Below are 11,936 nucleotides of genomic sequence, written 5' to 3'. Positions count from 1 at the left end.
CTCCAACAGCTCGCTGAAATTGTGGCGGTGAGCCGACAGGAAGGAAACGATGAGAGCCTGCTCCAGTTCGACGAGCACCGTGCGTGGCAGCTCTGTCGCCGCCGCATCCAACTGATGAGCGAGGAACATCGCCAGATCGCGCAAGACCAGAGCGTTCGGCTGCACCGCAGCCGCTATGGGATCAAACTTGAGGACACCGGCTGGCTTTGCACCGAGCAGCGTCGTCAATGTCTGCTCCAACGCCCTCGCGCTTATTCGAAGAATGAGCTGCTCATAACCTGGCTCGAACACAATCTTGTTGGGCTCGCCCGGCGCAACTATGCAGGACTGCCGCTCGGTTACCGCGATCGCCGTGCCATTCAGAATGGTCACAGCGCTGCCTTTAAGGCCAATTTGCAGGCGCGCGAAGTCGCTCTCCGGGAACTCGACGACTGACCTTGCGCCGCCATATGCACAAAAGCCGAGGCCGATGCTCGCAAGCTGAAGGTAGTTGCCCACCCCCTGGAAGCCATCTGCGTTGGAGACTGCGAATCCAGTTGCCCCGTAGACCGTACGCAACGCGTGCTCCATCGCCTCCGGATCGTCTGTACGAATGACGGGAGCGCGGCTCAGCAGGCTCACGGATCGGTCGAGGTTCATCGGAGGATCGGTCCCCACTCTTATATGGCTTTTGCCAAAATATTGGAGCGTACGTCTTCGGGGCTGATCCAAGTCAACCTCCGAAACACTTTCGTCAGGCGGCAGGCGCCGCAGTTCCATCAGGTTCCCGTTTCTCACATGTTAATTCGAAAGGGTAATTGGCTAGTGATGCAGCTAATTCTGAGCAAAGTTTGCAGAGACTGGACTTGAGAATGACTTCAAAATCGCTGCGCGACGCGCTTCAATCTCGTTGAGATGAACAGGCCGCAGGTCTTCTCTGCGGCCGCAAGAGAGGAGACGAACGTGGCGGCACGGGACCAGTATTTCAGCCCGACGACGTGGAACTCATGAGGTCCGTGCTGGACGAGGCGGTGATCATCCTGCCCACTGACACACCGCCAGTGTCTCACGTTTCCTATGGGACACAGTCCTCATGATTGGCTCTCAAGCTTGAGCGGGCGTCGTTCGCGTGCTGCTCGACGGCTTTGAGGGAATGGGGATCAGGTGATCAAGACAAGCGCCGCCCAACCGTCGACGCTGGGCGCTTGAGATACTCGATATTGCAAAGCAGGTCACCGAAGCGATGAACTTATGACCTTGTCACAACGCGAGCCTGGCAACGTCCACACGCCTGTCGATATGAGGCGATATGAAGTGAGTCCTTATCATGCTTATCAAGACGGTCACGTTGCATTCTATTACTTATCTTGTAGGGATTACCAGTTCAGTGGCAGTGCACCAGGTCATCCCCTCGCCGGGCACAGCGATCATCTTCCAGTCTGGCACGACTGCAATACGTTATCAGCAGGTCGCCAATCGCTCGACCAAAAGCGATAAGTTGCCAATCAGGCACGCAAATCGTCAACTCAACGTGCCAGGTTCTAAATTCGGAACCGACTGCAAACCGCCAATTGATGTCCCTGGGCGCTGCTTTGCAGACGCCGAAGGGATCCGCAAGGTCGAGTTGTCCGCTCCCGGCCCCCTTCGTGGCATACCGATTGCTTTGAACCAAATCGGTCCTGATGCGACGGGTCTGGTGTAGTCGTGGTGCAGAAAAAAATGACCGATATTCGAAGCGGCGACCTGTCCAATCAGGCTGTATTGAAATCGCTAAGTAGACTCCGCGCAGCAAAGCTGCGCCTCGATCGGCCGACGTCGCTCCAATCGACAGAGGCCACCCTGTTGTCGCAGATCGCGCTTTGCGACGTTCTATTGGACGAAATTCAGTCGATCGCTTGCAGCCTAAAGCGGCCGAGGCCGTACCCCGGTGAGCCGACGGCTGGTCGGAACCGGGCACGGCTGTGGTACCGTTCCTCAAACATGGGGTGCAGCGCCGGCACGCGGCGCAGCGATGCCGCCTTCCACCGCTGGAGACGGGGCCGCGTGCCGTCGATTGACGAGGCCGGTGCGGCCGATGGGTCCCAGGGTCCCCCACGCGCATCGCGGCCGCTCGCCGCAGAGTCTCGCAGCCTCCCAAAACTCCGCTGTCTTCCCGGCGTACGCAGGGACCCATAACCACGGGGGATTGGTGACATGAGATGGCCCGACGTCCGCAGCCCAACGGCCTTTACGGAGGATAGGTCCCGGGTCGGCGCCCCGCCGCCGCTTCGCGCCGTCGTGGCTTGCTCGGGACGACAACGGAGGTTGGCGGGAGAGCGGAGACGCGGATCAGTCGTCACGTAGCCCGGATGAGCGCAGCGACATCCGGGTTCACCGACACGGCACGTGAGACCCCGCATGTCGCTGGCGCCGACGCGCGTCCCGCGCGCCGGCTATCGCTCATGCGGGCTACGCGCCGCACCCAGACAGATCCGCCAGATCCGCGCGAGAAGCGCACCATCTCTCCCCCGTCATGGCGCGCGCAATGAAGCAATCCAGACTGCCGCCGCGGGACGATTCTGGATTGCTTCGCTGCGCTTGCAACGACGATTGGCGCGACGGTCCCGTGCATCAAGCTGTCATTCGCACCGGGCGGTGGGCACGTCGCTGCGCGGCTTTCGCCGCGTAGCGCCTACACGACTACAACTACACATTCTCCAGATGGCACGCCACCCACTGGTCCTCGCCCTTCAGACGCAGCTCGGGCGCCTCCACTCGGCAGCGGTCGAATGCGAGCGGGCAGCGGGTGTTGAAGCGGCAGCCCTTGGGCGGGTTGACGGGGCTGGGAACATCGCCCTTGAGAATGATCGGGGTGCGCTCGGCGCCGGGCTCGGGAATTGGGACGGCTGAGAGAAGCGCCCTGGTGTAGGGATGGCCGGGGGACGCGAAGATCTGGCGGCGCGGGGCGAGCTCGACGATGCGGCCGAGATACATCACGGCGACGCGGTGCGTCATGTGCTCGACGATGGCGAGGTCGTGGCTGATGAAGAGGAGCGCGAGGCCGAACTCGCGCTGCAAATCCTGCAGCAGGTTGACGATCTGCGCCTTGACGGAGACGTCGAGCGCCGACACCGCCTCGTCACAAACGATCAGGTCGGGCTTGGCGGCGAGCGCGCGTGCAATGCCGATGCGCTGGCGCTGGCCGCCGGAGAATTCGTGCGGGCGGCGGTTCACGGCGTCGCGCGGCAGCCGGACGATCTCCATCAGCTCGGCAATGCGCGCATCGCGCTCGGCCGCAGTCTTGGCGAGGCCGAAATTGTTGATCGGCTCGGCGAGGATGTCGCGGATGCGCATCCGCGGATTGAGGCTGGAGAACGGATCCTGGAACACGACCTGCACGCGGCGGCGCATCTCGCGCAGGCGGTGCGGGCCGAGATCGTCGATGCGCAGGCCGTCGAGCACGATCTGTCCGGCCGTGATGTCGAACAGCCGCAGGATGGCGCGGCCGACGGTCGACTTGCCGCAGCCGGATTCGCCGACCAGCGACAGGGTCTCGCCGCGCGCGATCTCGAACGACACGCCGTCGACGGCGTGCACCCGGCTCTTGGCTCGGCCGAACAGGCCGCTGCGGATCGGAAAATGCTTCTTGAGGTCGTTGACCTGCAGCAACGGAGCGCTCATGCGGCGGCCTGCTCCTTGGCGGCGAAGTGACAGGCAGCGATGTGGTGCGGCGCCTTCTGCTCCAGCCCCGGCGCATATTGCCGGCACACATCGGTGGCGAGCGCGCAGCGGCCGGCGAACACGCAGCCCTCGATGCGCTGCTTGAGGTCCGGCACCTGGCCGGGAATCTCCGCGAGCCGCTTGATCTCGCCCGATAGCGACGAGCCGAGCTTGGGCAGCGCGCCGAGCAGGCCCTGCGTGTAGGGATGGCGGGGGCTGCGGAACAGCTCCCTCACCGGCGCTTCTTCGACCTTGCGGCCGGCATACATCACCATCACCCGCTCGGCGACCTCGGCGACGACGCCGAGATCATGGGTGATCAGGATGATCGCGGCGCCGACGCGCTGCTTCAGTTCCAGCATCAGCTTGAGGATCTGCGCCTGGATGGTGACGTCGAGCGCGGTGGTCGGCTCGTCCGCGATCAGGAGCTTTGGATTGCAGGCCAGCGCCATCGCGATCATCACACGCTGGCGCATGCCGCCCGACAGCTGGTGCGGATATTCGCGCACGCGCCGTGCCGGCTCAGGGATGCCGACCAGGGTCAGCATCTCCACCGCGCGCGCTTCCGCCTGCGCCTGGTCGAGCCCCTGATGCAGCCGCAAGGTCTCGCCGATCTGGCGGCCGACGGTGAGCACGGGGTTGAGGCTGGTCATCGGCTCCTGGAAGATCATCGAGATGTCGTTGCCGCGAAGGCTGCGCATTTCGCGGTCGGAGAGCGTCAGGATCTCCCGGCCCTCGAGGCGGATGGAGCCGGCGATCTTGCCGGGCGGCTCCGGGATCAGGCGCATCATCGACATCGACGTGACCGACTTGCCGCAGCCGGATTCACCGACGATGGCGAGCGTCTCGCCGGGATTGACGTGGAACGACACGCCGTCGACGGCGCGGTTGATGCCGGTGGGGGTGCGGAAATGAACCTGCAGGTTCTCGACCTCGAGCAATGGCATCATTTGAGCTCCCGGCGATCTCTGACTGCGCTGCTCATGGACTCTTCGCCATGCGCGGGTCGAGCGCGTCGCGCAGGCCGTCGCCGACGAGATTTACCGCGAGCACCGTCACCGACAGGAACGCCGCCGGGAAGAACACGATGTAGGGCTTGACCTGCCACAGCGCGCGGCCTTCGGCCATGATGTTGCCCCAGGACGGGATGGTCGGCGGCGTGCCGGCGCCGATGAAGGAGAGGATGGCCTCGGTGATCATGGCGCTGGCGCAGATATACGTCGCCTGCACCAGCATCGGCGCGGTCGTGTTCGGCAGGATGTGGCGCAGGATGACCATCGGCGTGCGCGTGCCCGAGGCGACGGCGCCATCGACATAGGGCTGCTCTCGCAACGACAGCACGACGCCGCGCACCAGCCGCGCCACGCGCGGGATCTCGGCGATGGTGATGGCGAGGATGACGTTGCCGACGCTGCCGCGCGTCAGCGCCATCAGCGCCACCGCCAGCAAGATCGGCGGGATCGACATCAGCCCGTCCATGCAGCGCATCAGCACGCCGTCGGCCCAGCGCACGAAGCCGGCGACGAGGCCGATGGTCAGCCCGATCAAGGAGGCGCCAAGCGCCACCGCGAGGCCAACCGTGAGCGAGACACGGGTGCCATAGAGCACGCGGGAATAGATGTCGCGGCCGAGCGCATCGGTGCCGAACCAGAAATCCGCCGACGGCAGCCGCGTGCGCTTGGCCGGCGCGATCGCGGTGGGATCGACGGTGAAGAGGAATGGCGCGAACACGCCGATGATGACGAGCAGAAGCAGCAGTGCGCCGCCGATCGCCACCGTCGGATGGTTGCGCAGGAAGCCGATGGCGCCGCGCCGGATCTTCGGCGCAACCATCAGGTCGGGCAGAACAGGCGCGAGGACGAGGCCCGGCGGCGGCGATGTGGATGTCGTGGCGGTCAATAGCGGATCCTCGGGTCGACCAGGGTGTAGGTGATGTCGATCAGGAGATTGACGAGCACGTAGACGAAGCTGAACAGCAGCACGATGCCCTGGATCACCGGATAGTCACGGCGCAGGATGGCATCGATGGTGAGCCGGCCGAGACCAGGGATCGCGAACACGCTCTCGGTGACGACGGCGCCGCCGATCAGAAGCGCGATGCCGATGCCGACCACGGTGACGATCGGCACCGCGGCATTCTTCAGCGCATGAATGAACAGGATGCCGCCCTGCCCCAGCCCCTTGGCGCGGGCGGTGCGGATATAGTCCTGCTGCAGCACCTCGAGCATGGCGGCGCGGGTGATGCGCGCGATCAACGCGATGTAGACGCAGCCGAGCGCGATCGCGGGCAGGATCAGGTTCTGCAGCCACGGCCAGACGCCTTGGGCCAGCGGCGTGTAGCCCTGCACCGGAAGCCAGTCGAACTTCAGCGCGAACACGTAGGCCAGGATGTAGCCGACCACGAACACCGGCACCGAGAAGCCGAACACGGCAAAGGCCATGATGATGCGGTCGATCCAGGTCCCTGCCTTCCACGCAGCGATGACGCCGAGCGGCACCGCGACGATGATGGTGAGGACCAAAGTCACCATCATCAGTGACAAGGTCGGCTCGATCCGCTGGGCGATCAGGGCCGACACCGGCAGGTTGGTGAAGATCGAGGTGCCCAGATCGAAGTGCAGCAGACGCCATACCCAGCTGCCGAACTGGACCAGAAATGGCTGGTCCAGTCCGAGATTGGCGCGGATGCGCTCGACGTCGGCCGGACTCGCCTGGTCGCCTGCGATGACAACGGCCGGATCGCCCGGCGCGATGTACAGCAGGCTGAAGACGAACAGCGCGACGATCGCCATCACCGGCAGCGTCGACAGGACTCGTCGGAGCGCATAAGCGAGCATGAGACGTCTTTCGCTTTACGCCGTCTTCGACACGCCCCAGAACAGCGGGATCGGCCCCTTGGTCACGCCGGAGACGTTCTTGCGCCACGCGGTGTAGCCGAGGAAGAAGCCGGTCGGCGCGAACACGACGTCGTCGAGCGCGGCCTTGTTGATGCGCGCGGCAACCGCCTTCTCCTCGTCGAGCGACTTGGCGGCGAACCAGTTGGTGATCTCCTTTTCCACGGGCTCGCTGGTCGGCCAGCCGAACCAGGCCTTGTCGCCATTGGCGCGCAGCGCGGTGTAGGCGGCCGGGTTGATGCAGTCGGCGCCTGCGTGCCAGGTGTGGAACATGTGCCAGCCGCCTTGCGAAGGCGGCGTCTTCTGCGCGCGGCGGGCGCCGACGGTGCCCCAATCGGTGGCGACGAAGTCGACGGTCATGCCGAGCTTCTTCAGGAGATCGGCGGTAACGTCGCCGAACGCCTTGGTGATCGGCTGGTCCTGCGCGACGACGCAGGTGATCGGCTCACCCTTATAGCCGGCCTCCTCGAGCAGCTTCTTGGCCGCCGCGAAATCGCGTTTGCCTTTGAGGATGTCGCCGCCCGCCTCGGTATAGAGCGGCGTGTCCGGCGTGAAGAAGCCGGGCAGCGGCTTCCACAGCGCGTTGTCGTCGCCGACCAGAGCGCGCATATAATCTTCCTGGCTCATCGCCATCAGGATCGCCTGGCGCGCCTTCACGTTGTTGAACGGCGCATGCAGGTGGTTCATGCGGAACGAGCCGACATTGCCCAAGGGATCGCCGATGTCGACGCCGATGTTCTTGTTGCCCTTCAGCACCGGCACGAGATCGGTGATCGGGTTCTCCCACCAGTCGACCTCGCCGTTCTGCAACGCGGCGGCCGCGGTCGCGGGATCCGGCATGATCACCCATTCGACGCGATCGACCAGCACCTGCTTGCCGCCGGCGAGCCACACCGGCTTCTCCTGGCGCGGCACGTAGTCGGTGAACTTCTCGAACACGGCCTTGGCGCCCGGCACCCACTCGCCCTTGACGAACTTGAACGGGCCAGAACCGACATATTCCGACATCTGCTTGAACGGGTCGGTCTGCGCAATGCGCTCGGGCATGATGAAGGCGCAGGGCGCATTGCCCTTGCCGAGCGCGAACAGCATCTTCGGATAGGGCTGCTTCAACACCCATTTGAAGGTCTTGTCGTCGACGGCCGTGAGCTCGTTCTGCAGCGCCTTCAGCATCAGCCCCATCGGATCGCGCGCCGACCAGCGCGTGAGGCTGGCGACGACGTCCTTGGCGAGCACCGGCTCGCCGTCGTGGAATTTCAGGCCGGGACGCAGCTTGAAGGTCCAGGTCAGGCCGTCGTCGGACACCTGCTCGGATTCCACCATCTGGCGCTGCGGCACGAACTGGTCGTCGATGCCGTACAGCGTATCCCACACCATCGCGGCCGCGTTGCGCACGACATATTGCGTGCCCCAGATCGGATCGAAATTGGCGAGATTGGCCTGCGGCACAAAACGCAAGGTGCGCGCGGCAGCGCCTTGTGCGATCGCCGGCGCCGCAAACCCCGTCAGCGCCAAGCCACTCGCGCCCGCCAATCCCTTCAATACCGTTCTGCGATCCATGTTCTCTCCTGATGCAACTTGCCTGAGTTCAATTGCCGAAATTGTAAGCAAGGCCCATGCCATGCGCGCGAAGGGGATTCATTTGAACGCAAATGAGGCATGAGGCGCAAGGGCGCAGGTGCCGTAGGGTGGGCAAAGGCGATGCGATAATCCCTCCACGTCCGAGGTCACCGTGGCGCCGTGCCCACCATCGCGCCGCACACTCCGCCGCAAGACGGTGCACACGGCGCCATTGCGGTCTCACATTTGGAAACAGCACGGCTGCGCCTTTGCCCACCCTACGCAGTGTGCCAGCTGGCCGCATCACGGCTTGCGCACCGGCGAGCCATCCGCCATCAGCCGCTCGCCCTTGCGTTCGACGATCATGCCATAGGCTTGCGGCTGGCGGTGGACGTCGAAATTGAAGATCGTCTGCTTATAGGATCTGCACAAATCGAGGTCACAGCGCGCCAGCGCGATCTCGTCGCCCTTGGTGGCGCAGGCCGCCACGATCTCGCCCGAGGGTGCGATGATGCAGCTGCCGGCGATGTGGTCGATGCCCTCCTCGATGCCGCCCTTGGCGACGCCGATCACCCAGGTGCTGTTCTGATAGGCACCGGACTGCATCACCAGGCGGTTGTGGAACAGCGAAAGGTCGTCATGCTCCGGTGCGGGCGGATTGTGCACCGGCGTGTTGTAGCCGATCAGCACCATCTCGACGCCCTGCAGCCCCATCACGCGATAGGTCTCGGGCCAGCGGCGGTCGTTGCAGATCGCCATGCCGATGACGCCGCCAAAGGCGCTGGCGACGCCGAAACTTTTGCCCGGCTCGAAATACCGCTTTTCCAGATGTTGGAACTTGCGCCACGGCTCGTGCTCGGCATGTCCCGGCAGATGCACCTTGCGGTATTTCGAGACGATCGCGCCGGTCTTGTCGACGAGAATGGCCGTGTTGTAGCGGTGCACGATGTCGTCTTCGACCGTCAGCTCGGCGTAACCCAGGCAGAAGCCGATGCGCAGATCCTTTGCGAGCGCGAACAAGGCCTGCGTCTCCGGCCCCGGCATCTCGCGCTCGAAATAGAGGTCGATCTCGGCCTGATCGGCCATGTACCAGCGCGGGAAGAACGTCGTCAGCGCCAGCTCGGGATAGACGATCAGGTCGCAGCCATTGGCGTGCGCCTGCCGCATCAACGCCATCAGTCGCGCAACCACCGCGGTGCGTGTTTCGTTCTTGGCAATCGGGCCGAGCTGACCAATGGCAACGTTGACGAAGCGCGGCATGTTTCCGTTCCTTATTTCGGAACTAAGTGATCGTTCCGTGGCGCGCAGCTCTTGCACCGATCATGCCATGCCGGCTCAATCGCGCAAGCCCGGCGCGTAGCCGAACGCCACGGCCGGCTCGGCCGCGGTCTCGACCCACACGCTCTTCACCTGCGTGTATTCGTAGAGCGCCTCGACGCCGGAGGAGCGGCCATGGCCGCTGTTGTTGTAGCCGCCGAACGGCGAGGCGACGTTGATGGTCTTGTAGGCGTTGATCCAGAACGTCCCGGCCTTGACCTGTGCTGCGACGCGATGCGCGCGCGCGACATCCCTGGTCCACACCGCGCCCGCGAGGCCGAACTCGCTATCATTGGCGATCGCGATCGCCTCCGCCTCGGTGTCGAAGCGGATCGCGGCGACGACCGGACCGAACACCTCCTTGCGCGCGATGCCCATGGCGTTGGTGACGTTCTTGAGCACGGTCGGCTTGACGAAATATCCGCCGTCCTGCGCCACGCCAGTTGCGCCAGCGACGACCTCGGCCCCCTCGGCCGCGCCTTCACGGATCATCGACAGCACGTGATCATATTGCTTGGCGTTGTTGATCGGACCGATCTCGGTGTCCGCCGACAGCGGATCGCCGCATCTGATCTTCGCCGCGCCTTTCGCGACCAGATCGACGAAGCGGTCATAGACCGCGCCCTGCACCAGCAGCCTGGAGCCGGCGACGCAGCTCTGTCCGGCGCCGCCGAAGATCGCGGCCTGCGCGCCGACGGCGGCGCGTTCGAGATCGGCATCGGCGAACACGATGTTGGCGGACTTGCCGCCGAGCTCGAGCACCGACGGCAACAGCCTGCGCGCCGCAGCCTCGCCGATCAGCCGCCCGGTCGGCACCGAACCGACAAACACGACCTTTTTGACCGCAGGCTGCGCCAGCGCCGCCTGCCCCGTGGTGTGGCCGAAACCCGCGAGCACGTTGACGACGCCCTTCGGCAGGCCCGCGCGTTCGGCGATGCTTGCCAGCGCCAGCGACGTCAGCGGCGTCAGCTCCGAGGGCTTGAGCAGCACGGCGTTGCCCATGCTGATGGCGGGCGCGATTTGCCAGCCCGCGGTGAAGACTGGCGCGTTCCACGGCGTGATCTGCAGCACCACGCCCATCGGCTCGCGACGCGTGTAGTTGAGATGGCTCGAAGGCACCGGGATGACGTCGCCGTGGAATTTGTCGGCCCAGCCGGCATAGTACTCGAACATCTCCGCGACCTTGGCGACTTCGCCCCTGGTGTCGCGGATCGGCTTGCCGGCGGACAGTGATTCCAGATGCGCCAGCGGCTCGGCCGCTGCGAGGATCGCCCGTGCCACCGCCTGCATCACGCGGCCGCGGCCCGCGGCGGTCAGATTCGCCCACTCCGCCTGCCCCGCCACAGCAGCTGCCGCCGCCTTGGCCGCCACATCGGCCCCGGCATCGGCATAGGTGAACAGCAATCTGCCGGTGGCGGGATCATTCACCGAGACCGTCGCGCCATCGCCGACGATGAGGTCACCGCCGACATGGGAGCCAACGGCCTCCAAGTCAGGCCAGAACGGTAGCGTCGCGGCGCGCAGGCGGGGATCGATGAAATGGGTCATGGCGGCAGGCTCACGGCTTCGCCATCGAACCGAGCCGCAGCTCGACGATGCGGTTGAAATCATCAGTGTCGGCAATGCTGGCGGCGCTGTCCGCCCAGATGCGCGCGGTGTCGGCGGCCATCGGCAGCGACAGTCCGAGCTCACCGATGAGCTGCGCCGCGAGCCTGACGTCCTTGCGCATCAGCTGCATGGTGAAGCCGGAATCGAAGGCGCCGTTGAGAATCCAATTGGGCACGTTGACGAGCGTGACGCCGGAGCGGCCCGAGCCGGCATTCAGACCTTCCAGCAGCCGCTCGGCATCGACGCCCGCCGCATCGGCGATGCGCAGCGCCTCCGCGGCGGTGAGCAGGTGCGCGGCGCAGAGGAGATTGTTGACGATCTTGGCGACGTTGCCGGCGCCGACGCCGCCGACATGGACGCGCTTGGCGCTCATGCGATCCAGCACCGGCATCACACGCGCCAGATCCGCGTCGTCGGCGCCGATCACCATGGTCATCGTGCCGCTCGCCGCGCCCTTCGGTCCGCCGCTGACGGGCGCATCGACGAAGCCCATGCCGCGCGCCTTGAGAAGGGCTGCGAGCCGGCGCGAGGTCTCGGGATGCGAGGTCGAGGTGTCGACGATGATGACACCGGCCCTGGCCTGCGCGAGGATGCCGCCGGCGCCCTCCACGACATCGGCGACGATGCCGGCGGTCGGCAGCGACAGGATGACGATGTCGGCGGCGGCGATCACGCCGCCAATGCCGTCGGCAATCGCGATGCCCTCGGCCGCCAGCGCCGCGCGCGTCGCGGCGAGCGCGTCATAGCCGGTGACGGCAAAGCCGGCGCCCTTCAGCGTCAGCGCCATGCCGCGCCCCATCTTGCCAAGTCCGATGATGCCGATCGCCGTCACGTGGCCTCCTGCCAGGATTTGCCTCGGCAGCGTAGCCGCACCAATCC

At 65.2% G+C, this 11,936-nt stretch carries 10 protein-coding genes; 1 reads left to right on the top strand and 9 read right to left on the bottom strand.

Translation table 11 applies throughout. The features are described 5' to 3' along the window. Window positions 1-639, bottom strand: a 639-nt coding sequence (locus QW868_RS27140; protein ID WP_410051333.1) for a cupin domain-containing protein, incomplete at its 3' end; no start/stop codon positions are given. 667 nt (window positions 640-1,306) lie between these two features. On the opposite strand from QW868_RS27140, the gene QW868_RS27135 reads away from it, so the two are divergent. Next, window positions 1,307-1,681, top strand: a complete 375-nt coding sequence (locus QW868_RS27135) for a hypothetical protein (RefSeq protein WP_315776652.1) — start codon at window positions 1,307-1,309, stop codon at window positions 1,679-1,681. Window positions 1,682-2,664: 983 nt separating this feature from the next. Here the strand turns inward: QW868_RS27135 and QW868_RS27130 are convergent. The 8 genes from QW868_RS27130 to QW868_RS27095 form a co-directional block, all read right to left on the bottom strand. Continuing rightward, the gene (locus QW868_RS27130) at window positions 2,665-3,639 is read right to left on the bottom strand and encodes an oligopeptide/dipeptide ABC transporter ATP-binding protein (protein ID WP_315737560.1); all 975 of its coding nucleotides are present in this window, start codon (window positions 3,637-3,639) and stop codon (window positions 2,665-2,667) included. Next, a complete protein-coding gene (locus tag QW868_RS27125) occupies window positions 3,636-4,625 on the bottom strand; it encodes an ABC transporter ATP-binding protein (protein ID WP_316177228.1) in 990 nt (329 codons plus the stop codon). Before QW868_RS27125 ends, QW868_RS27130 begins: the two co-directional genes overlap by 4 nt. A gap of 34 nt (window positions 4,626-4,659) precedes the next feature. Then, the gene (locus QW868_RS27120) at window positions 4,660-5,577 is read right to left on the bottom strand and encodes an ABC transporter permease (RefSeq protein ID WP_315754138.1); all 918 of its coding nucleotides are present in this window, start codon (window positions 5,575-5,577) and stop codon (window positions 4,660-4,662) included. After that, a complete protein-coding gene (locus QW868_RS27115) occupies window positions 5,574-6,515 on the bottom strand; it encodes an ABC transporter permease (RefSeq protein WP_315737558.1) in 942 nt (313 codons plus the stop codon). Before QW868_RS27115 ends, QW868_RS27120 begins: the two co-directional genes overlap by 4 nt. Before the next feature lie 15 nt (window positions 6,516-6,530). Further along, a complete protein-coding gene (locus tag QW868_RS27110) occupies window positions 6,531-8,132 on the bottom strand; it encodes an ABC transporter substrate-binding protein (protein ID WP_316231953.1) in 1,602 nt (533 codons plus the stop codon). Between the two features lie 303 nt (window positions 8,133-8,435). Further along, complete coding sequence (locus QW868_RS27105; protein WP_316231952.1) at window positions 8,436-9,392, bottom strand: N-carbamoyl-D-amino-acid hydrolase; 957 nt, start codon at window positions 9,390-9,392, stop codon at window positions 8,436-8,438. Window positions 9,393-9,467: 75 nt separating this feature from the next. Next, on the bottom strand, window positions 9,468-10,997 hold the full coding sequence (locus tag QW868_RS27100; RefSeq protein WP_316231951.1) for an aldehyde dehydrogenase family protein: 1,530 nt from the start codon (window positions 10,995-10,997) through the stop codon (window positions 9,468-9,470). 10 nt (window positions 10,998-11,007) lie between these two features. Next, window positions 11,008-11,889, bottom strand: a complete 882-nt coding sequence (locus QW868_RS27095) for an NAD(P)-dependent oxidoreductase (protein WP_315737554.1) — start codon at window positions 11,887-11,889, stop codon at window positions 11,008-11,010. Window positions 11,890-11,936: the final 47 nt, after the last annotated feature.

The organism is Bradyrhizobium sp. SZCCHNR1051 (assembly GCF_032489615.1).
GTDB lineage: Bacteria > Pseudomonadota > Alphaproteobacteria > Rhizobiales > Xanthobacteraceae > Bradyrhizobium.
The sequence above is the reverse complement of the archived record's forward strand: the minus strand, read 5'-3'. Positions and strand labels throughout refer to the sequence as shown.